19 protein-coding genes and 2 pseudogenes are annotated in these 20174 nt (G+C 74.2%); 10 read left to right on the forward strand and 11 right to left on the reverse strand.

All coding sequences use genetic code 11. The features are described 5' to 3' along the window. The first annotated feature begins 80 nt into the window (after nucleotides 1–80). Nucleotides 81–668 carry an ArsR/SmtB family transcription factor gene (locus ACQPZ4_RS41960; protein ID WP_433049242.1) on the forward strand — a complete coding sequence of 196 codons (588 nt, stop codon included), beginning with the start codon at nucleotides 81–83 and terminating at the stop codon, nucleotides 666–668. A 1-nt stretch (nucleotide 669) separates the two neighbouring features. Further along, nucleotides 670–1413 carry an SRPBCC family protein gene (locus ACQPZ4_RS41965; RefSeq protein WP_433049245.1) on the forward strand — a complete coding sequence of 248 codons (744 nt, stop codon included), beginning with the start codon at nucleotides 670–672 and terminating at the stop codon, nucleotides 1411–1413. Here the strand turns inward: ACQPZ4_RS41965 and ACQPZ4_RS41970 are convergent. Genes ACQPZ4_RS41970 through ACQPZ4_RS41990 form a run of 5 tightly spaced genes read right to left on the reverse strand, consistent with a single transcriptional unit; the run spans nucleotide 1410 to nucleotide 5949 of the window. Further along, a complete protein-coding gene (locus tag ACQPZ4_RS41970; protein WP_433049248.1) occupies nucleotides 1410–2030 on the reverse strand; it encodes a response regulator in 621 nt (206 codons plus the stop codon). The genes ACQPZ4_RS41965 and ACQPZ4_RS41970 overlap by 4 nt on opposite strands. After that, a complete protein-coding gene (locus ACQPZ4_RS41975) occupies nucleotides 2027–3208 on the reverse strand; it encodes a sensor histidine kinase (protein WP_433049251.1) in 1182 nt (393 codons plus the stop codon). The genes ACQPZ4_RS41970 and ACQPZ4_RS41975 overlap by 4 nt, the downstream gene beginning before the upstream one ends. Then, nucleotides 3151–3945 (reverse strand): ABC transporter permease, encoded by a 795-nt coding sequence (locus ACQPZ4_RS41980; RefSeq protein WP_433066905.1) that lies wholly within the window; start codon nucleotides 3943–3945, stop codon nucleotides 3151–3153. The genes ACQPZ4_RS41975 and ACQPZ4_RS41980 overlap by 58 nt, the downstream gene beginning before the upstream one ends. Before the next feature lie 2 nt (nucleotides 3946–3947). Continuing rightward, the gene (locus ACQPZ4_RS41985) at nucleotides 3948–4775 is read right to left on the reverse strand and encodes an ABC transporter ATP-binding protein (protein ID WP_433049254.1); all 828 of its coding nucleotides are present in this window, start codon (nucleotides 4773–4775) and stop codon (nucleotides 3948–3950) included. A 19-nt stretch (nucleotides 4776–4794) separates the two neighbouring features. Next, nucleotides 4795–5949 carry an ROK family transcriptional regulator gene (locus ACQPZ4_RS41990; protein ID WP_433049257.1) on the reverse strand — a complete coding sequence of 385 codons (1155 nt, stop codon included), beginning with the start codon at nucleotides 5947–5949 and terminating at the stop codon, nucleotides 4795–4797. Between the two features lie 225 nt (nucleotides 5950–6174). Between ACQPZ4_RS41990 and ACQPZ4_RS41995 the strand changes: the two genes are divergently transcribed. From ACQPZ4_RS41995 to ACQPZ4_RS42005, 3 genes are read left to right on the forward strand one after another with little or no spacing between them, the layout of a single operon-like run. After that, nucleotides 6175–7473 carry an ABC transporter substrate-binding protein gene (locus ACQPZ4_RS41995; RefSeq protein WP_433049260.1) on the forward strand — a complete coding sequence of 433 codons (1299 nt, stop codon included), beginning with the start codon at nucleotides 6175–6177 and terminating at the stop codon, nucleotides 7471–7473. Nucleotides 7474–7494: 21 nt separating this feature from the next. Beyond that, complete coding sequence (locus ACQPZ4_RS42000; protein WP_433049263.1) at nucleotides 7495–8853, forward strand: GH1 family beta-glucosidase; 1359 nt, start codon at nucleotides 7495–7497, stop codon at nucleotides 8851–8853. 54 nt (nucleotides 8854–8907) lie between these two features. Continuing rightward, complete coding sequence (locus ACQPZ4_RS42005; protein ID WP_433049266.1) at nucleotides 8908–9351, forward strand: DUF5709 domain-containing protein; 444 nt, start codon at nucleotides 8908–8910, stop codon at nucleotides 9349–9351. Between the two features lie 20 nt (nucleotides 9352–9371). On the opposite strand, the pseudogene ACQPZ4_RS42010 reads toward ACQPZ4_RS42005, so the two are convergent. After that, nucleotides 9372–10568 (reverse strand): annotated as a pseudogene (locus tag ACQPZ4_RS42010) (amino acid permease); the annotation flags it as partial. A gap of 72 nt (nucleotides 10569–10640) precedes the next feature. On the opposite strand from ACQPZ4_RS42010, the gene ACQPZ4_RS42015 reads away from it, so the two are divergent. Then, nucleotides 10641–12056 (forward strand): PLP-dependent aminotransferase family protein, encoded by a 1416-nt coding sequence (locus tag ACQPZ4_RS42015; protein WP_433049269.1) that lies wholly within the window; start codon nucleotides 10641–10643, stop codon nucleotides 12054–12056. A 10-nt stretch (nucleotides 12057–12066) separates the two neighbouring features. Continuing rightward, entirely contained in the window at nucleotides 12067–12912 is an 846-nt protein-coding gene (locus ACQPZ4_RS42020) for a L,D-transpeptidase (RefSeq protein WP_433049272.1), read from the forward strand. Nucleotides 12913–12981: 69 nt separating this feature from the next. Here the strand turns inward: ACQPZ4_RS42020 and ACQPZ4_RS42025 are convergent, their stop codons facing one another. Next, nucleotides 12982–13776: an ArsR/SmtB family transcription factor gene (locus tag ACQPZ4_RS42025; protein ID WP_433049275.1), complete on the reverse strand. Its 795-nt coding sequence runs from the start codon at nucleotides 13774–13776 to the stop codon at nucleotides 12982–12984. A 145-nt stretch (nucleotides 13777–13921) separates the two neighbouring features. Here ACQPZ4_RS42025 and ACQPZ4_RS42030 point away from each other — a divergent pair, with 145 nt between their 5' ends. Beyond that, complete coding sequence (locus ACQPZ4_RS42030; RefSeq protein WP_433049278.1) at nucleotides 13922–14578, forward strand: histidine kinase dimerization/phospho-acceptor domain-containing protein; 657 nt, start codon at nucleotides 13922–13924, stop codon at nucleotides 14576–14578. A 154-nt stretch (nucleotides 14579–14732) separates the two neighbouring features. Here ACQPZ4_RS42030 and bioD read toward each other — a convergent pair whose 3' ends face one another. Both bioD and ACQPZ4_RS42040 read right to left on the reverse strand, forming a co-directional pair. Beyond that, nucleotides 14733–15482 carry a dethiobiotin synthase gene (bioD, locus tag ACQPZ4_RS42035; RefSeq protein WP_433049281.1) on the reverse strand — a complete coding sequence of 250 codons (750 nt, stop codon included), beginning with the start codon at nucleotides 15480–15482 and terminating at the stop codon, nucleotides 14733–14735. Between the two features lie 22 nt (nucleotides 15483–15504). Then, nucleotides 15505–16656 (reverse strand): 8-amino-7-oxononanoate synthase, encoded by a 1152-nt coding sequence (locus ACQPZ4_RS42040; protein WP_433049284.1) that lies wholly within the window; start codon nucleotides 16654–16656, stop codon nucleotides 15505–15507. Between the two features lie 104 nt (nucleotides 16657–16760). On the opposite strand from ACQPZ4_RS42040, the gene bioB reads away from it, so the two are divergent. Together bioB and ACQPZ4_RS42050 are read left to right on the forward strand one after the other, a co-directional pair. Then, a complete protein-coding gene (bioB, locus tag ACQPZ4_RS42045; protein ID WP_433049287.1) occupies nucleotides 16761–17744 on the forward strand; it encodes a biotin synthase BioB in 984 nt (327 codons plus the stop codon). Continuing rightward, a pseudogene (locus ACQPZ4_RS42050) lies at nucleotides 17690–17923 on the forward strand (hypothetical protein); the annotation flags it as partial. The gene bioB and the pseudogene ACQPZ4_RS42050, both read left to right, overlap by 55 nt. On the opposite strand, the gene ACQPZ4_RS42055 reads toward ACQPZ4_RS42050, so the two are convergent. Both ACQPZ4_RS42055 and lgt read right to left on the reverse strand, forming a co-directional pair. Further along, nucleotides 17913–19073, reverse strand: a complete 1161-nt coding sequence (locus ACQPZ4_RS42055; RefSeq protein WP_433049290.1) for an FAD-dependent oxidoreductase — start codon at nucleotides 19071–19073, stop codon at nucleotides 17913–17915. The pseudogene ACQPZ4_RS42050 and the gene ACQPZ4_RS42055 sit on opposite strands and share 11 nt — an antisense overlap. Then, complete coding sequence (gene lgt / locus ACQPZ4_RS42060) at nucleotides 19073–20077, reverse strand: prolipoprotein diacylglyceryl transferase (protein WP_433049293.1); 1005 nt, start codon at nucleotides 20075–20077, stop codon at nucleotides 19073–19075. The genes ACQPZ4_RS42055 and lgt overlap by 1 nt, the downstream gene beginning before the upstream one ends. Between the last annotated feature and the right edge of the window lie 97 nt (nucleotides 20078–20174).

Consider the following 20174-nt stretch of genomic DNA (forward strand, 5'->3'; position numbering starts at 1 on the left):
GGCGACACGATAGCGCTCAGGCAGTACCGACAAACTTTTTTGTCTTGACAAGAGAAGTTGTCCGAGCCTAGGGTTGGGCCATGTTCGACGTCAGCGTCATCGAGGAGCCGGCGGCCGCCGAGGTCGCGCTCGACCCGGTCCGGGCCCGGCTGCTGGCCCTGCTGGCCGAGCCGCACTCGGCCACGAGCCTGGCCGCGCTCGTCGGCCTGCCCCGGCAGAAGGTCAACTACCACCTCAAGGCCCTGGAGGCGCACGGCCTCGTGGAGCTGGTCGAGGAGCGGCGCAAGGGCAACATGACCGAGCGGGTGCTGCGGGCGGCCGCGGCCTCGTTCGTCATCTCGCCGATCGCGCTCTCCGCGGTCCAGCCCGATCCGGCCCGCTCCCCCGACCGGCTCTCCGCGCGCTGGCTGCTCGCCCTCGCGGCGCGGCTGGTCCGGGAGACCGGGCAGCTCATCACCGGCGCCGAGAAGGCCGGCAAGCCGGTGGCCACGTTCGCCCTCGACGGCACCGTCCGGTTCGCCTCCGCGGCCGACCGGGCCGCGTTCGCCCAGGAGCTCACGGCGGCCGTGACCGCGCTCGTGAGCCGCTACCACGACGAGGCCGCGCCCGGCGGCCGCGAGCACCGGGTCATCGTCGCCATCCACCCCGTCGCAGAGAAGGAGTCCTGAGATGTCCGAGACCCACGAGTTCGAGCTGACCCACGACATCGACCTCCCGGCGAGCCCCGAGCAGGTCTGGCAGGCCATCGCCACCGGCCCCGGCATCGACTCCTGGTTCATGGGCCGCAACGAGGTCGAGCCGCGCACCGGCGGGCAGACCCGGATGGCGATGCCCGGCTTCGACGCCACGGCGACCGTGACCGCCTACGAGCCGGGGCGGCACTTCGCCTACCGCAGCGAGGCCGGCGAGGACGGCACGTTCATGGCGTTCGAGTACCTCATCGAGGGCCGCGACGGCGGCAGCACCGCCCTGCGCATGGTGCACAGCGGCATCCTCGGCGGGAACTGGGAGGAGGAGTACGACGCGCTGAAGAAGGGCAACCCGCTGTACCTGCGCTCGCTCGCCGAGTACCTGCGGCACTTCCCGGGCCGCACCGCCGTGCCGGTCGCCGCGTTCGGCCCGCAGCAGCCCGACCAGGACACGGTCTGGGCCGGCGTCGCGCAGGCGCTGGGGCTGTCGAAGGACGTCCAGGAGGGCGACGCCGTCCGGCTCACGTTCGGCGGCCGCGAGGTCACCGGCGTGGTGGACATCGCACTCGAGCCCAGCTTCCTCGGGGTGCGCACCGGCGACGCCCTGCTGCGCTTCGTCGGCCGGGGCGGCTTCATCCTCACCGGCCACCACATCTTCGCCGAGGTGGACCGGGAAGAGGCCGAGGCCGCCTGGACGGCCTGGCTCGCCGAGGTGTTCGTCTAGAGAAGGCCCAGCGCCATCGCCGTCGTGACCGCGGCGGTCCGGTCGGCCACGCCCAGCTTGTTGAAGGTCCGCAGCAGGTGGGTCTTCACCGTCGCCTCGGCGATGTGCAGGGCGTGGCCGATCTCGGCGTTGGTCAGCCCCCGCCCGACCAGCGCCAGCACCTCCACCTCCCGCGCGGACAGGATCGGCGGCGCGGCCCGGCGCCGGGTCTCCCGGGCCAGCCGGTCGGCCACCGAGGGCGCCAGCACCGTCTCCCCGCCGGCCGCGGCCCGCACCGCCGCCGCGAGCTCGGCCCGGGTGGCGTCCTTGAGCAGGTACCCGCGGGCCCCGGCCTCGACCGCGCGCAGGATGTCCTCGTCGGTCTCGTACGTCGTCAGCACCACGATCCGCGTCTGCGGCCGCGCGGCCAGGATGCGCTCGGTCGCGCCGACCCCGTCCAGCCCCGGCATCCGCAGGTCCATCAGGATCACGTCGGGCCGGCGCGCGGCCGCGGCGACCACCGCCTCGTCGCCGGAGCCCGCCTCGCCCACCACGTCCAGGTCGGGCTCGGCCTGCAGCATCCCGCGCAGCCCGTCGCGGACCACCGGATGGTCGTCGACCAGCAGGACCGTGATCACGCCGCACCGACCGGCAGGGTCACGGTCACCGTCGTGCCGGCCCCGGGCGCGCTCGCCACGGTGCAGCTCCCGCCGATCTGCTCCGCCCGCGCCCGCATGCCGGCCAGCCCGAAGCCCGCGGTGGCGGCGCCGGGCGTGAACCCCGCGCCGTCGTCGGTGACGGTCAGCTCCACCGCCGCACCTGCAGCGCGCAGGACGACCTCCACAGTGGACGCCCCGGCGTGCCGGCGGGCGTTCGACAGCGCCTCCTGCGCCGCCCTCAGAAGAACGACCTGCAGCGCCGTCGGTACCGCCTCAGCTCCGTCGGCAACGTGCAACGCCGTGCCCAGCCCGGTCTCGGCGGCCAGCCGGTCGAGCTGCCGGCGCAGCGCCGCGCCCAGGCCGGTCGCCTGCAGGTCGGCCGGGGCCAGCGCGGCGACCAGGGCCCGGGCCTCGGCCAGGTTGTCGCGGGCGGTGCGCACCACCAGGTCCAGCCGGCGGGCGGCGGCGGGCGGGTCGGCGTCCAGCTCCGACTCGGCCGCCTGGGTCAGCGCGATGATGCTGGTGAAGCCCTGGGCGAGGGTGTCGTGGATCTCGGCGGCCAGCCGGGACCGCTCGGTCGCGACGCCCGCCTCGTGGGAGAGCCGGGCGACCTCGGCCCGGCTCGCGGTCAGCTCGGCGATCATCGCGGCGCGCTCCTGGTTCTGGTCGGTGAGGCGGGCGACGTACGTGCCGATCAGCGCGGCGAAGGCCAGGCCCAGCGCGGTCAGCGGGAGCAGCCCGTGCACCTTGGCCGTGGTCCCGTCGCGCAGCAGGGCGATCGGGACCGGCAGCAGGTCGAGCGCGGCCACCACGGCGAGGGCCGGGCGCAGCGGCAGCGCCTGGAACACCATCGGGCCCCAGGCGAACAGCGCGAACGCCGCGGTGTGGTCGATCCAGACGGCGGCCAGCTGCACGGCGCCCAGCACCGCCACGAACAGCCACGGGCGGCGGGCCGTCGCGAGGTACCAGAGCAGGCCCAGCACCAGCAGCACCGACGAGACGACCGCCCGGCCCAGTCCCGGGCCGCCGTGGTCGAGCAGCAGGAACGCCACGACCGCGGCGACCACGACGGCGTAGAAGGCGTCCCAGGGCAGCCGGCTCAGCGGCGGTCGGTCCAGCGGAACGTCGCCAGGCTCAGCGCCAGCCCGATCACGCACCAGGCCCCCAGTACCAGCGCGGTCCTCCCAGGCTCCCATGCTCCGGCCACCTCCTCTGCGGCGAGCGCGTCGGGCAGGAACACGGAGCGGAATCCCTGGCCCATCCACTTGACGGGGAACAGCGCCGAGACGTTGACCATGGCGCTCGGCAGTGCGGCGATGTGGACGAAGATCCCGGAGGTGAACTGCAGGACGATGACCGGCACGTTGAGCACGGCGCCCGCGCTGCGGGCGGAGGGGGCCGGCGTGCTCGCCGCGATGCCCAGGAGGGTACAGGCGACCACCGACAGCACCACCAGCCAGCCGAACGTGAACCAGCGCCCGGCGTCGTGCGGCAGCGGCAGGTCGAACAGCGCGACGGCGACCGCGAGCAGCAGCGCCACCTCGAACAGCGTCGCGAAGAACACCAGCAGGATCTTGCCCAGGAAGTACGCCCCGGCGGTGGCGGGCGTGCCGCGCAGGCGCAGCAGGGTGCCGTCCTCCCGGTCGATCGCGATGCCGACGCCGACGCTGATGAACGCCGTGGACAGGATGCCGTAGGCGATCATGCCGGCCGCGAGCACCTGCGAGTGGGTGGTGGCCTCCCCCGGCGTCACCGGGGTGTCGAAGATGGTGCCGAGCAGGACCGTGAGCAGCGCCGGGAAGGCGAACGTGAAGATCACCGCCTCCCGGCTGCGCAGCGTCTGCAGGATCTCGATGCGGCCCCGGGAGGTGCCCACCCGCAGCGTCGACGGCATGGTCATCGGTCCGCTCCGATCAGCGACAGGTAGACGTCCTCGAGGGTGGGGCGGGTGACGCGCAGGTCGGTGAAGCCGGCGCCGAGGCCGGCCACGACCGCGTCGGGCTCGCCGGTGCGCACCTCGTGCCGGCCGTCCGCGTCGCGCCAGCTGACCACGGCCTGGGCCCGGTCGCGGCCGCCGACGGTCGCCGGGGTGCCGGCCGCGACGATCCGCCCGCCGGCCAGTACGGCCAGCCGCCCGGCCAGGGCCTCGGCCTCGTCGAGGTAGTGGGTGGTGAGCAGGATCGTGGTGCCGTCCGCGGCCAGGGACCGGATCAGGTCCCAGAACCGCCGGCGGGCCTCGGGGTCGAAGCCGGTCGTCGGCTCGTCGAGGAAGACCAGCTCGGGCCGGCCGACGATGCCCAGCGCGACGTCGAGGCGGCGGCGCTGCCCGCCGGACAGCGAGCGCACCCGCGCCCCGGCCTTCTCCGTGAGGCCGACGGCGGCGATGACCTCGTCCGGGTCGCGGCGGCTCGGGTAGTACCCGCCGTAGTGCCGCACGGACTCGCGCACGGTGAGCTCGGCGGCGTCGGCCGCGGTCTGCAGCACCACCCCGATCCGGGCCCGCCAGCGCCGCCCGGCCGCGCCCGGGTCCTCGCCGAGCACGCGGACCTCCCCGCCGTCGCGGCGGCGGTGCCCCTCCAGGATCTCCACGGTCGTGGTCTTGCCGGCCCCGTTCGGGCCCAGCAGGGCGAACACCTCGCCCGGTTCGACATCCAGGTCGATGCCGTCGACGGCCGGGTGGGCCCCGTACCGCTTGCGCAGCCCGCGCACTTCGATCGGTCGCATGCATCGATGCTCGCGAGAATCAGGAGGCCCCGGGTCCACCGGACGACGGACACGCGCCGCCCTCGATCAGGAACCGGGCCAGCGGCAGCGTCGCCGCGCCGAGCGCCACCGCGTCCAGGCCGAGCCGGCCCAGCTCGATCGCGGCCTGCTCGTAGGGCTGGCGCAGGGCGTGCCGGCGGGCCGCCTCGCGGATGCGCGGCAGCAGTCCGGACAGCGCGACCGCGGCCCACCCGCCGAGCACCACGACCTCGGGGTTGAACAGGTTGATCAGGTTGGCCACGCCCGCGCCGAGGTAGCCGGCGGTCTCGTCGAGGACCGCGCGGGCCGTCGCCTCGCCGCCGGCGGCCAGCCCGACCAGGGCCGTGAGCCGGGACTCCTCGTCCTGCCCGGGTGCCGGCCGCCCGGCCTGCTCGCGGTAGCGCTCCAGGACCGCCTCGGCCCCGGCGTACGCCTCCAGGCAGCCGCGCGAGCCGCAGCGGCAGGGGCGGCCGCCGTACACGAGCGTGGTGTGGCCCCACTCCCCGGCGCTGCTGGACGCGCCGCGATAGCTCACCCCGTTGGTCACCACGGCGGCGCCGACCCCGGAGCCGAGCAGCGCGAACACGGCGTGCCGGCGCCCGCGTCCGGCGCCGAACCACATCTCGGCCTGGCCCAGCGTCTTGGCCCCGTTGTCGAGGTGCAGCGGCAGGCCGGTGCCGGCCCGCAGCATCGCCTCCAGCGGTACCGCCTCCCAGCCCAGCGTCTGCGCGTGCACGAGGGCGCCCTCGGGCCGCTGCTGGACGATCCCGGAGACGCCGACCCCGACGCCCAGCGGCGCCCGATTCCCGGTCACGCCGGCCAGACCGGCCAGGATGTGCTGGGCCACCGCCTCGGGCGGGGTGCCGCCGGGCTCGATCGGGTGGTCGGCGTCGGCGAGGCGGCGCATCGCGAGGTCGAACAGCTCGACGCGGACCCGGGTCTCGCCGACGTCGACCCCGGCGACCGTGCCGTAGTCCGGCGCCACCCGCAGCATCATGCTGGGCCGGCCGCCCTCGGACTCCAGCGCGCCCGCCTCGGCCACGATCCCGTCGTCGATCAGGTCGCTCACGACGTTGCTCACCGCGGGCTGGCTCAGCCCGGTGCGGCGGGACAGGTCCTGCCGGGTGAGCGGGCCCTCCAGGAACAGCCGGGTCAACAGCGCGGAACGGTTGCGCAGTCGTACCTCTCGATGGCTCGCGCGCTCGACCTGCACTCCGACCCCCGGTGGTCCTTGCCAGTTGCGCTCGCCACTCTAAGGGCCCGGCCTTGACTCGGCATGGCGGCGCCTTTTAAATGGCGACATAAATTAAGTATCGATATAAAGACCTTGGCAGGAGCACCCCCGCCGCCACCTCCCCTCCTGTCGAGAAGGGCGTCACCCATGTCGATCCGCCGTGCAGTTGCGGCCGCCACCGCCATCGTTGCCTTAGCCGGGTCGGCCGCGGGATGCGGCGGTGACAGCGCGGCCGACGCCAGGACGCTCGTCTACTGGGCCAGCAACCAGGGCCCCAGCCTGGACTTCGACCGGGCCACGCTGCAGCCCCAGCTCGACGAGTTCGAGCACGTGACCGGCATCCACGTGCAGCTCGAGGTGGTGCCGTGGTCGGACCTGCTCGACCGGCTGATGGCCGCCACCAAGGACGACGACGGGCCGGACGTGGTCAACATCGGCAACACCTGGTCCGCCTCGCTGCAGGCGACCGGGGCGTTCGTGCCGTTCGACGGGCAGACCCTGGACAAGGTCGGCGGCCGGGACCGGTTCGTGCCCAACGCGCTCGCCGCCGCGGGCGCCGCCGGCACCCCGCCGTCCGCGGTGCCGCTGTACTCGCTGTCCTACGCGCTGTACTACAACAAGCGCATGTTCGCCGAGGCGGGCATCGCGAACCCGCCGAAGACGTGGGACGAGCTCGTCGCCGACGGCAAGAAGCTCACCAAGCCGGCCAAGGGCCAGTGGGGGCTGGCGGTCGAGGGGGCCAACCCCGCCGAGAACGCGCACCACGCCTTCACGTTTTCGCAGCAGTACCGCGGGCAGTGGTTCGGTCCCGGAGGTGATGCCACGTTCGCCACCGAACCGAACGTGGCGGCGATCAAGCGCTACGTCGGGCTGATGGCGGACGAGCACATCGTCAACCCGGCGGACGCGGGGTACAGCAAGAACGAGTCCCGGGCCGACTTCGCCTCCCGCAAGGCGGCGATGCTGATGTGGCAGGCGGCCGGCCCGTCGCTGCAGCAGGCCGGGCTGAACGCCGACGAGTACGGGGTCGCGCCGATGCCGTACCTCGCCGACCCGTACACGGCCGGCGGCGTGCGGATCAACAGCATGGTCGCCGGCATCAACATGGCCGTCTACAAGCACACCCGCAATCGCACCGGGGCCCTGGAGTTCGTCGAGTTCATGACCAGCGACAAGGAGCAGATCATCCTGAACAAGGCGTACGGGTCGCTGCCGTCGGTGCGCTCGGCGTACTCCGACGCGGCGTTCCGCACGCCCGAGCAGGAGGTGCTGTTCCAGGTGCTCAACTCCACCGCGGCCCCGCTGCCGCAGGTGCCCGAGGAGAGCCAGTTCGAGACGCTCGTCGGCACGGCGATGGCGGAGCTGTTCGCCGACGCGGCGGCCGGGAGACCGGTGACCCCCGAGTCCATCAGGGCCAAGCTCAGCGCGGCCGAAGGCAAGCTGTAGACCTAGAGGAGAACGAGTCCCGTGCTGGATCTCTCCGCACTACCCCCCGGCTTCATCTGGGGCTCCGCCACCGCGGCGTACCAGATCGAGGGCGCCGTCGCCGAGGACGGCCGCAAGCCGTCCATCTGGGACACCTTCTCCCACACGCCGGGCGCCGTGGACAACGGCGACACCGGCGACGTGGCCTGCGACCACTACCACCGCTGGGCCGAGGACGTCGCGCTCATGCGCCGGCTCAACCTCGACGCGTACCGCTTCTCCGTCGCCTGGCCCCGCGTGCTGCCCGACGGCACCGGCGCGGTGAACCAGGCCGGGCTGGACTTCTACGACCGCCTCGTCGACGAGCTCCTCGCGGCCGGCATCCGCCCGTTCGCCACGCTCTACCACTGGGACCTGCCGCAGGCCCTGCAGGACGCGGGCGGCTGGCCGGACCGGGCCACGGCCGAGGCGTTCGCCGACTACGCCGCCGTCGTGGCCGGGCGCCTGGGCGACCGCGTCGCCGACTGGAACACCGTCAACGAGCCGCTGTGCGTGTCCTGGATCGGCCACCTCGAGGGCCGCATGGCGCCGGGCGAGCGCGACCTGACCCGGGCCGTGCACACCTCGCACCACGTGCTGCTCGGCCACGGCCTGGTGAACCAGGCGATCCGGGCCTCGGCGCGGCTCGCCCCGAGCGTCGGCATCGTGCTCAACCTGAGCCCCATCGAGCCCGGCAGCGACCGGCCCGAGGACGTCGCCGCCGCCGTACGCGCCGACGGCCACACCAACCGCTGGTGGCTCGACCCGGTCTTCGGCCGCGGCTACCCGGCCGACATGATCGAGGTCTACGGCGTCGAGCCACCCATCCGCGAGGGTGACCTGGCCGTCATCGCCTCCCCGACCGAGTTCCTCGGCATCAACTACTACTTCCGCCAGATCGTCGTGGACGACCCGGCCGGCACCGCGCCGTTCGCGCGGCAGATCCCGGTCCCGGGCTCGGTCGAGACCGCGATGCCGTGGGAGGTCTACGGCAAGGGGCTGGAGGACATCCTGGTGTCGGTGGCCGAGACGTACCGCCCGGCCAGCATCCTCGTCACCGAGAACGGCTCGGCCTGGTACGACACCGTGGAGCCGAACGGCGAGATCCAGGACAAGGAGCGCACCGACTACCTGGAGCAGCACCTGGACGCGGTGCGGGCGGCGGTGCTGCGCGGCGCCCCGGTCGACGGGTACTTCGCGTGGTCGCTGCTGGACAACTTCGAGTGGGCGTACGGCTACGACAAGCGCTTCGGGCTGGTCCGGGTCGACTACGACACCCAGGAGCGCACGATCAAGGCGAGCGGTCACCGGTACGCGGACCTCATCACCACGCACAAACGTTCGCGCGAATCGGTGATCTAGGCTCAGAATCGGGCATCACTGTGCTCGAATCTGCACCTTCGAGGGGATACCGACATGACGCAGCAGACCGACAGTTGGGACCCGGATCCGGACGACGAGGGCCAGCTGTCAGCGGAGGACACCCTGTCCGACCGCGGGCTCGACGACAGCCTCGACGAGGGCTACTCGCCGCCGGAGCGCCCGCGCGGGGTGACCGCGTTCGGTGTCACCCAGGCCGAGGCCGAGCAGGGTGAGTCGCTGGACCAGCGGCTGCGCCAGGAGGAACCGGACCCGAGCACCCGCCTGGACCAGGACGACTACGGCCGCACCACCGAGTCGGGCGAGTTCTTCGACGACGGCGAGGTCGGCGACCGGCGGGCCGGGCGGCTCGTCGCCCCCGACGAGGGCATCGGCGAGGACGAGGAGAAGGACGAGGTCGGCTCGGACGTCGGCATCGACGGCGGCGCGGCGTCGGCCGAGGAGGCCGCCATGCACATCGTCGACGACCGCGACCTGTGAGCGCGCGCGGCGGCGGCCCGGTAGGTGAGGGCCGCCGCCGCGACCAGCGCCGTCCACAGCAGGTACACCCCGGTCAGGGCCAGCAGCCCGGCGACCGAGATCAGGGCGGCGACGGCGGTGCGCCGGGCCCATGACCGGCGCGGCAGCAGCTTCACCGCGGCGGCCGAGCCCAGCAGGTACACGACGACGAACGATCCGGTCGTGAGCAGCATGATCGGCCGCGGACCCAGCCCGGTGACCGCGGCGACGCCGAGCGTCCCGGCGGCCAGGGCGGCGACGACCCCGAGGCTGCGGCGGGGCACCTCGCCGGCGGCGGACCCGCGGGCGAACCAGGCGGGCAGCGCACCGTCCCGGCCGAGCGCGGCCCCGAGGCGGGCGGCCCCGGCGAAGTAGGCGTTCATCGCCCCGGCGGTCAGCAGCAGCGCGACGAGCGCGGTCAGCGCCCGCGAGCCGTCCCCGAAGCCGAGCGCCAGCAGGTCCGCGAGGGGCGCGTCGGACGGGTGGGCGAGGACGAGCTGGCTGGTGGCGGCGACCGCGAGGTACAGCACCCCGACCACGGCGACCGCGATCCAGGTGGCCCGGGGCACGTCCCGGCGCGGGTCGCGGTAGTCGGCGGCGAGCGAGGTCAGCGCCTCCCAGCCGGCGAAGCCCCAGACCAGCACCGCGACCGCCGGTCCGATCGCGAGCCACCCGTGCGGCGCGAACGGCCGCAGGTTGGCCAGGCTCGCGTGCGGCAGCGCGGTGACGATCGCCGCGAGCAGCAGCGCCACGAGCGCCGCGGCCAGGCCGAGCTGGACCCGCCCGCTGGTCCGCACACCCCCGAGGTTCGCAGCGGTCACCAGCGCCACGAGGGCGGCGGCGGTGAGCAGCGTCGTGCGGTACCCGCCGCCGAGCACGGCCGTCACGTACGCGCCGCCGAACGTGGCCGCGGGCAGCGCGCCGACCGGGACGGCGGCGTAGAAGGTCCAGCCGACCACGGCCGCCGCGCGGGGCCCGAAGGCGCGCCCGACGTACGAGGCGACGCCGCCGGTGTCCGGGAACCGCGCCCCGAGCGCCGCGAAGGTCAGCGCGAGCGGCGCCGACAGCACGATCAGCGCGGCCCAGGCGACGAGCGCGGCCGGCCCGGCGATCTGGGCCGCGATCCCGGGCAGCGCGATGACCCCGGTGCCGAGCACGGCCCCGACGGACAGCGCGGCGCCCTGCTTGACGGTGAGCACACCGTCGACGCTAGGGTCGGCGTTGGCCCGGCTGAAGGGCCAATTCGCCGCCAGATCGATTGGGCCAAGGCCGTGGACCTGCACATCAGCCTCGAGGGGCGCGGCGACCGCACCGACCGCATCTACCGCCAGCTGCGCGACGCGATCCTCGACGGCCGCCTGCGCCACGGCGAGCGGGTGCCGCCGAGCCGGGACCTGGCCCGCGACCTGGCCGTCGCCCGCAACACCGTCGCCGCGGCCTACGACCGGCTCGTCGGCGACGGGTTCCTGGCCGGGCGGGCCGGGGCGGGGACGTTCGTGGCGTACACCGGGAAGGTCGCCCAGCCCCGGCGCGCCCCGGCCGGCCCGCTGCGCCCGTCGCGCCGCTTCGGTGCCCTCACCGGTCTCGCCGTCGACGAGCCGACCCCGCCGGCCCGCTACGACCTGCGCATCGGGCACCCGGACGGGACCCTGTTCCCGCTCGCGACCTGGCGCCGGCTGCTGGCCCGCTCGGTGCGCGCGTCGGCCGGCTACGCCGACCCGTCGGGCCTGCCGGCGCTGCGCGCGGCGATCGCCCGGCACGCGGGCCTGTCCCGCTCGGTCCGCGCCGCCCCGGACGACGTGCTCGTCACCGCGGGCGCCCAGCAGGCCATCGACCTGGTCGGCCGGGTGCTCATCGAGCCCGGCACCGTCGCCGCCGTCGAGGAGCCCGGCTACCGCCCGGTGCGCCGGCTGTTCCAGAGCCACGGCGCCCGCGTCGCCGGCGTCCCGGTCGACGCCGACGGCATCGTCGTGGACGCCATCCCCGACACCGCCCGCCTCGTCTACGTCACCCCGTCCCACCAGCACCCGCTCGGCACCGCGATGTCGCTGGAGCGGCGCACCGCCCTGCTGGCCTGGGCCGAGGAGCACCGCGCGGCGATCGTGGAGGACGACTACGACAGCGAGTTCCGCTACTCCGACCGCCCCCTGGAGCCGCTGCAGAGCCTGGACCGCGCGGGCCGCGTCGTCTACGTCGGCTCGTTCTCCAAGACCCTGCTGCCGTCCCTGCGCCTCGGGTTCCTGATCGCCCCCGAGCCGCTGCTGCCCGCCCTGCGCACGGCCCGCCGCCTCGCCGACTGGCACGGCGAGCAGGCCGCCCAGGCCGCCCTGGCCGACTTCATCGACGCGGGCCTCCTGCAGCGCCACCTGCGCCGGGTCGGCCGCGTCTACGCCGCCCGCCACGAGCTCCTGCTGCAAGCGTCGTTCCTCAAAACCTGGTTCGCATTCGTACCGTCCAGTGCCGGCCTCCACCTCGCCCTGCGCAGCCATGCGGACCTGGACATCGACGCCCTCGTGCGCGGCCTGCGCGCGGTGGATGTGGCCGTGGATCCGCTCGCGCGCTTCTACGCGTCACCGCCGCGCGTCCCGGATCCGGGGCTTGCCATCGGCTTCGGCGCGATCGCGACGGCCGACTTGCCGTCCGCCCTTAACCGGCTGGCCGACGTGGCAGCCGCGATCACCGGCTAAGTTGGTGGACATGCTCGCCCGCCGCGCCGTCGTCCTCGCCGCGCTCGCGGCGACCCTGCTCGCGGGATGCTCCTCGAAGCACAAACCGACCGCGACCGCGACCGCCCCGTCGGCCCCCGAGCCGACGACCCTCGTGGTCGGGCCGTCCTCGCCGGCCCCGTCGACCGCCCCGCCCACGGTCGCCGAGGCCCCCGCGGGCCTGACGACGATCACCTACACGCAGGCGGCCACGGGCTTCCCGGCCGACCCCGACCAGACGTCGACGGCCCCCCTGACCGAGGCGCTGCAGCTGCGGGCCAAGTCCGCCGTGTACGACGCGGTGGGCGGCACCGCCCGCGCGTACCTGACCCCGCAGATCAGCGGCGTGGACCTCATCATGCCCATCGTCGCCCGGCAGAGCGGCTGGACCGCGGTCCTGCTCCCGTCGATGAACCGCAGCATCGGCTGGCTCCCGCCCGGCGACTACGTCACCAGTCCCCTGCGCGACCAGATCGTCGTCCACCGCGGCGCCTACACCCTGACCTGGGTCCGCGACGGCCAGCCCCAGCAGACCTGGACGGTGACGGTCGGCGCCCCGGCGACGGAGACCCCGCTGGGCCGCACGTTCGTCCTGGGCCGCTCGTCCCTGCCCAGCAAGGTCTACGCCGGCCTCGACGTGCTGGCCCTGGGCGCCGTCCCGGACGACAAGAAGGCGGTCGCGAGCGGCCTGGCCGACGCTCACACCGGCATCCACGCCTGGTACCGCAACGAGTTCGGCTACCGCAAGTCCAACGGCTGCGTCCGGATGCCCCCGGCGGCCCAGAAGGTGCTGCTCACCAACATCGGCTCCGGCACCAGCGTGGTCGTCCTGCCGTAGGGCGGCTTTGGCCCGATATGTCGGGCGCTGGCGCGCCGCGACATATCGGATTTATCGTATATGCGCGGTCTATGCGGTTTTCAGGGCCGAACCGGTCTCCAGCAGCGACTTCAGGCTCGCGAGCAGCTCCGGCCAGCCCTCGGAGACGCCCGGCAGCACGGCGCTGTCCTCGCCGAACCCGTCGTGGATCACGGTCAGCCGGACGTGCTCACCCTTGGGCTCGAGCTCGAACGTGACCTTCGAGCGCGGCTCGGCGGCGACCTTGGCCACGTACTCCGCGTCGATGTCGTAGGCCTTGGCCCACTCGTCGGTGAAGGTGTGCCACGAGTACGACAGGCGCGTGAACGGCTCGGCCTCGAGCACCACCTGGTCCGGGTGCGCGATCGCGGTGTCGTTGCGGTCGAGCCGCCAGGTCATCGGCGAGCCGGGGCGCCAGTCGGTCTCGAAGGCGGTCCCCCAGTACTGCCGGGTGAACGCGGGGTCCGTGAGCCCCTTCCACAGCTGCTCGGGCGTGGTGCGGACGTACGTGGTGTAGACGAACTCGGGCCTGCTCATCGGCGTTCCCTCCAGGGCCTGCTTCAGGTCGGCGAGCGCGTCGACCCGCCGCCGGTCGTAGCGGCTGATCCAGCGCTCGGCGATGTCGCTGATCGGGGCGGCGTTGAGGTAGTGCAGCTTCTCCCGGCCGCGGCGCACGGTGGTCACCAGGCCGGCCTCCTCGAGCACCGCGAGGTGCTTGCTGACCGACTGCCGGGTCATGGCCAGCCCCGCGCACAGTTCGCGCAGGGTCTGCCCGTTGGCGCGGTTGAGCCCGTCGAGCAGCGCCCGGCGGCTCTCGTCGGCCAGGGCCCGGAACACGTCGCTCACGCGGTCGCCCCTTCATCGGATATGCAGCCTTTCGGTTGCCTATATTAGGCAGCCATTTGGTTGCCTGTCAACCGCCACGCTTTCGGGTGACGGGGCGAACCTTCGCGGTGCGGTTCTCGGTTTGACGGCGTGAAAGGGGGCTCTCTTGTTCGCGACCGGTGATGACCCGGCGGCCCGGATGCGGCACGAGCTGCACACGCCGCTGACCTCGATCAGGGCGTACACCCGCCTGCTGCGTGACGACCTCCCGCCGGACGCCCCCAGCGAGGGCACGGCCTGCCTGGACGCCATCGACCGCAACGCGGTGCGGCTGGAGCGCTATGTCGACAGCGTGGTGCTGCCGCTGGCCGCCGCCCCGGTCCCGGAGCCCCAGGAGCGGGCGACGGACCTGGTGGCCGTCGTCCGCGACGCGGTGGACCTGGCCCGCCGGGTGGCGGTGGCGAGCGCGGTGAGCGTCCACGCCGACGTGCCAGACACCGCGCGCGTGGCCGTCGACGAGATGATCTGCCGCCACCTGGTGAGCCAGCTCGTCCTGTGGCTGACGATCGCCGCCCCGCCCCGCGCCCACGTGGCGATCGCGATGCGCCGCGACCCGTCGGTGACCGTGGACGCCCGGGTCACCCCGGCCGGCGAGCTGACCGCGGCCCAGCAGCGCCGCCCGAGCGACGACCCGCCCCGGCCGGTGCCGGACCTGCAGGTCGCCCGGGCGGTGGCCAACCTGTGCGGCGGCGACCTGCGCCTGGACGAGACCTCGTTCCGGCTGACCCTGCCGTCCTCGGTGCTGGCCCCGGCACCGCGATAACCGGCGCCGCGACAAAACGGCGCCGCGCAAAACCGTGGCCGCGCGAAACCGTGGCCGCACAAACCGTGCGCAAAAACCGTGGCCGCGCGAAACCGTGGCCGCACAAACCGTGCGCAAAAACCGTGGCCGCGCGAAACCGCAGCCGCGCGAAACCTCAGCGGCTGTGGGAGCGGAACGCCACCGGGTCGAAGCGGCCGTGCAGGCGGGGGTCCAGCCAGTGCAGTGACTCGCGGCGGAACACGTCGGGGTCGAGCTCGCCCGCGCCCTCGGGAATGGCGCCGGCCAGGTCGGCGTCCAGGTCGTACAGGTTGGTGCGGTGCACGAGCTCCGGGTCGGCGGGCCAGGTGCCGAACACGACCAGCGCCGGGATGTCCCGCTCGGCCAGGGCGCGCAACGTCAGCGCCGTGTGGTTCAGCGTGCCCAGGCCGGGCCGCGCCACCACGATCGCCGTCGCGCTCAGCGCCGCCGCCAGGTCGAGGATCGTCCAGCCGCCCTCGCCCAGCTGGACCAGCAGGCCGCCGGCGCCCTCGATGAGGGTCAGGTCGTACTCCTCCGCGATCGACCGGATCGCCAGCTGCGCCATGACCGCGGTCAGCGCGTCCTCCCCCGCCACCCGCGCGGCGGCGAGCGGGGCCAGGGCGTCCGGGAAGTCCGACAGCGTGCGGGTCAGCGCCGGCTCGGCCAGCCGGGCCACGGTCAGCGCGTCGGGCTCGTCGCCGTCGGCCGTGCCGGTCTGGGCCGGCTTCACCACCGCGACACTGCGCCCGGCGGCCGTCGCGGCGGCGGCGATGGCCGCGGTGACGATGGTCTTGCCGACGCCGGTGTCCGTCCCCGTGACGATCAGCGGCCCGCCCAGCGGCCCCGCGATCTCCTCCCCGAAGAGCGCATCGAGCGGAGCCGTCACGGGCGCTCCTGCACAAAAGCCATCACGGGCGCTCCTTCACGATGACGTCCAGGGCCTCGTCGAAGGCCTCCGGCGCGAGGCCGACGTTGATGGTGAGCCGCAGCCGCGACCGCCCGTCCGGCGTCGACGGCGGCCGGAAGCACCCCACGGCCACGCCCCGCTCCCGGCAGGCGGCCGCCCACGCGAACGCCTCGTCCGGCCCGGGCGCGCCGACCGACACCACGCCGCCGGCGGGGTCGGAGACCTGCAAGCCCTCCCCGCGCAAGCGATCCACGGCGCGCGCGGCCCGGGACCGCAGCTCGGCCCGCAGCTCCTCGCCTGCGGTCAGCAGGTCGAGCGCCGCGAGGGCGCCCGCCGCGACCGCGGGCGGCAGCGCGGTGTCGAAGATGAACGTCCGCCCGGTGTCGACCAGCTGGCGGCGCAGCTGCGCCGGGCCCGCGACCACGCCGCCGGCCGCGCCCAGGGACTTGGACAGCGTCGCCGTCACCGCGAGCCCGGGTGCGCCCGCCAGGCCGGCCGCGGCCACCCCGCCGGCGCCGCGCGGGCCGAGCACCCCGAGGGCGTGAGCGTCGTCGACGAGCATGAGCGCGCTGTGCTCCCGGGCCACCGCGTACAGCTCGCGCAGCGGCGCCAGGTCCCCGTCGACGGAGAAGACGCTCTCGGTGACCAGCAGCGCCGGCCGGCCCGGGTGGGCCCGCAGCAGCGCCCGCACCGCGTCCGGGTCGGCGTGCGGGGCGACCACCGTCTCGACGCCGTCGCGGCCGGCGCGGGCCATCCGGCAGCCGTCGACGATCGAGGCGTGGTTGTGCGCGTCGGAGACGATCAGCGCGCCGGGGCGGGCCATCGCGCGGACGGCGCCGAGGTTGGCGAGGTACCCGGACGAGTACACCAGCGCCGCCGGGAACCCCAGCAGCGCGGCGAGCCCGTCCTCCAGCGCGTGGTGCGCGTCGGTCGAGCCGCGCACCAGCCGCGACCCGGTCGCGCCGAGCCCGAACGACAGCAGCGCCTCGGCCGCCGCCGCGAGCACCGCGGGGTGCCGGGACAGGCCCAGGTAGTCGTTGCCGGCCAGATCGGCCACCGGTTCCCCGGTCGCGGCGCGCGGGCGCAGCTCACGGCGCAGGCCCGCGGCCTCCCGGGCGGCGGCCTCGGCCTCGAGCGCGTCCAGCCAGTCCAACCGGCCCTCCCCAGCGTTGTAGGACCCCTACCATACCGATTGTCCAGTGTGCACAAAGTCATCGGGTGCGGACAGGCGACCCGAACGCTTTGTAAGGTACGAGCATGCTTGATGCTGCGAAGGCGGTCCTCGACACCGGCCAGGGACTCGACCGCGACGGGGTGCTCGCGGTGCTCAACTGCACCGACGCCGAGCTGCCGGAGTACCTCGCGATCGCCCACGACGTGCGGATGCGCTGGTGCGGCCCGGAGGTCGAGGTCGAGGGGATCGTGTCGCTCAAGACCGGCGGCTGCCCCGAGGACTGCCACTTCTGCTCGCAGTCGGGGCTGTTCGCCTCGCCGGTCCGCGCGGTCTGGCTCGACATCCCCTCGCTGGTCGAGGCGGCCCGGCAGACGGCGGCGACCGGGGCCACCGAGTTCTGCATCGTGGCGGCGGTGCGCGGGCCCGACGAGCGGCTCATGGCGCAGCTCGCCGACGGGGTCGCGGCGATCCGCGCCGCCGTGGACATCAACATCGCCGCCTCGCTCGGCATGCTCGACCAGGCGCAGGTGGACCGGCTCGCGGAGCTGGGCATCCACCGGTACAACCACAACCTGGAGACCGCGAAGTCCTACTTCCCGCAGGTCGTGAGCACCCACACCTGGGACGAGCGGTGGGACACCCTGCGCATGGTGCGCGCCGCGGGCATGGAGGTGTGCTGCGGGGGCATTCTCGGCCTCGGCGAGAGCGTCGAGCAGCGCGCCGAGTTCGCGCTGCAGCTGCAGGAGCTGGACCCGCACGAGGTACCGCTGAACTTCCTCAACCCCCGCCCGGGCACGCCCCTCGCGGAGCAGCCGGTGCTCGACCCGAAGGACGCGCTGCGGGCCATCGCCGCGTTCCGGCTGGCCCTGCCGCGCACGCTGCTGCGCTACGCCGGCGGCCGGGAGATCACGCTCGGCGACCTCGGCACCCGCGACGGCCTGCTCGGCGGCGTGAACGCGGTCATCGTCGGCAACTACCTGACCACGCTGGGCCGCTCCCCCGCGCAGGACCTGGCTCTGCTCGACGAGCTGTCGATGCCGGTCAAGGCGCTGTCGGCGACGCTGTGAACGCCTACTGCGACCGCTGCGGGGAGCCGCTGGCGAGCGGCTCCCACGCGGCGTGCGCGGCGGCCCGGGAACTGGAACCGCCGCGCTACTGCGCGCAGTGCCGCCGCCGCATGAAGGTCCAGGTGCTGCCCGGCGGCTGGTCCGCGTCGTGCGTGGAGCACGGGGTGCTCACCCGGTAGGGCCGGCCCACTCCGTCGCCGCGGCGGCCGCCCGCTCCAGCGTGCGCGGATTGACCCTGGCGAATCGGTTGCGCTGCTGCAGTACTGATGCCGCCTTCTTGGAATGCTGCAGCACCCGCAGGATCCGGGGACGACGGAGCCGGTCGTACTCCGCGAGCGCCGCCGGCACCGCCCCGCCCGCCAGCACCGTCTGCAGGGTGGCCACGTCCTCCAGCGCCAGCGACGCGCCCTGGGCCAGGTGGTGCGGCATGGCGTGGGCCGCGTCGCCGATGAGCGCGTAGCCCCCGCTGCCCGCGACCGGCCCGAACGTCTCCGGCAGCGGCGCGAGCTCGCCGACCGGCTCCTGCACCAGGTCGTCGGCCTCGGTCGCGGCCAGCAGCTGGGCCACCGGCGCGTGCCAGCCGGCGAACCAGCGCCGCAGCAGCGCCAGCTGGCCCGCGGGCGGCTCGGGACGCAGCGCCCCGGGCACGGTCGCGACCCAGTAGATGCCGCCGCGGGTGGAGCCGCCGGCCGAGCCGCGTTCGCCGAGGCTCGCGTACGCGAACCGGTGCCCCGCCCCGAGCAGCTCGCCGTGGGCGGGCAGGCCGGACGGGAGCTCGGGGGCGCGGTACCAGGGGATGACGGCCCGCCACGCGGCGAACCCGGCGCTGGCGAAGGTGCTCGCCGCGCTGAGCCGGCGGCGGACCGCGCTGTCCGGCCCGTCCGCGGCCACGACCAGGTCGCCCTCGAACGTCACGCGGCCGTCGCCGACCGCGGGCCGGTCCCGGTGCACCCGGGCGCTCTGCACGGCGACCCCGCCGCGGACGTCGACCTGCTCGCCGAGGCCCGCGATGAACGCGTCGTGCAGGTCCTCGCGGTGCACCACGACCGGCGGCGTGTCGATGTCGGCCACGCCCGGCGGCACCAGCCACGAGCCGTCGGGCTTGCGGATGCCCGCGGGCGGCACCGGGGTGGAGATGCCCTCCAGCCCGGCGGCCAGGCCCAGGGCCCGCAGCGCGCGGACCCCGTTCGGCCACAGCACGAGCGCGGCCCGGCCCGGCCGGAGCCGGTCGTCGCGCTCGAGCAGGGTGACCTTCCAGCCGGAGCGGGCCAGCGCGCCGGCGGCGGCGAGCCCGCCGATGCCGGCGCCGACCACCACCGCGGCCCGCATCAGCCCTGCGTTTCCTTGGTCTCCTTCTTCGCCTCTTCCGGTTCGTCCTCCGGTTCGTCGGCGGGCTCCTCGACCTCGTCCGGAGCCTCGATCGCCTTCGGCTCCTCCCCGGCCGGTGCCGCGTCAGCGCCGACGAGGGTGATGTGCCCGTCCTCGTCGTACGTGACGTGCTCCTGCGGCCCGCGCACGCGCAGGAAGTACACCAGCGCGGCGGCGAAGACGAGGATCGACGTCCAGTTGTTCAGCCGCATGCCGAGCACGTGGTGCGCGTCGTCGATGCGCAGCAGCTCGACCCAGAAGCGGCCGACGGTGTACAGCATGACGTACAACGCGAACGCCCGGCCCCGCCCGAAGCGGTACTTCCGGTCGAGCAGCCACACCGCCACCGCGACGCCGACGCACCACAGCGACTCGTAGAGGAACGTCGGCTGGAACACGCCCAGGACGATCGGCTGCCCGCCGGCCTCCAGGGCGCGGCCGTGCTCGGTGTCCCAGTTGTAGACCTTGAGGCCCCACGGCAGGGTGGTCTCCTTGCCGTACAGCTCGTTGTTGAACCAGTTCCCCCAGCGCCCGATCGCCTGGGCGACCGGCAGCGCGACGGCGAGCGAGTCGGCCGCCATCGCGAAGGGCAGGTTCATCCGGCGGCAGGCGATCCAGGCGCCGAGCGCACCGGCCGCGATGCCGCCCCAGATGCCGAGGCCGCCCTCCCAGATCTTGAACGCCTTGAGGATCGAGCCGTTCTCGCCGAAGTACGCCTCCGGGGACGTGATCACGTGGTAGAGCCGGGCCCCGACGATGCCGAACGGCACCGCCCAGATGGCCACGTCGAGGATCACCCACGGCGGGGCGCCCCGGGCCCGCAGGCGACGGTCGGCGATGTAGCAGGCGGCCACGATGCCCAGCACGATGCAGAGGGCGTAGGCGCGCAAAGGAATAGGTCCGAGGTCCCAGACGCCACGGGTCGGGCTCGGGATCTCGGCCAGCGGAGACAGGACATCAGTCACGGGTGCACACGCTACCGCCGATGTCGAGCAAAGCGATGCCCGGGCCGGTGCGTCCGTTCGATAAAGATCACCATGAGCGAAGGTATCGCGACGCTGC

This window comes from Dactylosporangium sp. CS-033363, from assembly GCF_050942475.1.
Classification (GTDB): domain Bacteria; phylum Actinomycetota; class Actinomycetes; order Mycobacteriales; family Micromonosporaceae; genus Dactylosporangium.

Excerpts from the sequence above, each read along its gene's own strand:
- bioB (WP_433049287.1), top strand. The coding sequence starts at position 16,761 with ATGCTTGATGCTGCGAAGGCGGTCCTCGACACCGGCCAGGGACTCGAC.
- ACQPZ4_RS41980 (WP_433066905.1), bottom strand. The coding sequence starts at position 3,945 with ATGCCGTCGACGCTGCGGGTGGGCACCTCCCGGGGCCGCATCGAGATC.
- ACQPZ4_RS41960 (WP_433049242.1), top strand. The coding sequence starts at position 81 with ATGTTCGACGTCAGCGTCATCGAGGAGCCGGCGGCCGCCGAGGTCGCG.
- ACQPZ4_RS41965 (WP_433049245.1), top strand. The coding sequence starts at position 670 with ATGTCCGAGACCCACGAGTTCGAGCTGACCCACGACATCGACCTCCCG.
- ACQPZ4_RS41995 (WP_433049260.1), top strand. The coding sequence starts at position 6,175 with ATGTCGATCCGCCGTGCAGTTGCGGCCGCCACCGCCATCGTTGCCTTA.
- ACQPZ4_RS41985 (WP_433049254.1), bottom strand. The coding sequence starts at position 4,775 with ATGCGACCGATCGAAGTGCGCGGGCTGCGCAAGCGGTACGGGGCCCAC.
- ACQPZ4_RS42020 (WP_433049272.1), top strand. The coding sequence starts at position 12,067 with ATGCTCGCCCGCCGCGCCGTCGTCCTCGCCGCGCTCGCGGCGACCCTG.
- ACQPZ4_RS42005 (WP_433049266.1), top strand. The coding sequence starts at position 8,908 with ATGACGCAGCAGACCGACAGTTGGGACCCGGATCCGGACGACGAGGGC.
- ACQPZ4_RS42055 (WP_433049290.1), bottom strand. The coding sequence starts at position 19,073 with ATGCGGGCCGCGGTGGTGGTCGGCGCCGGCATCGGCGGGCTCGCCGCC.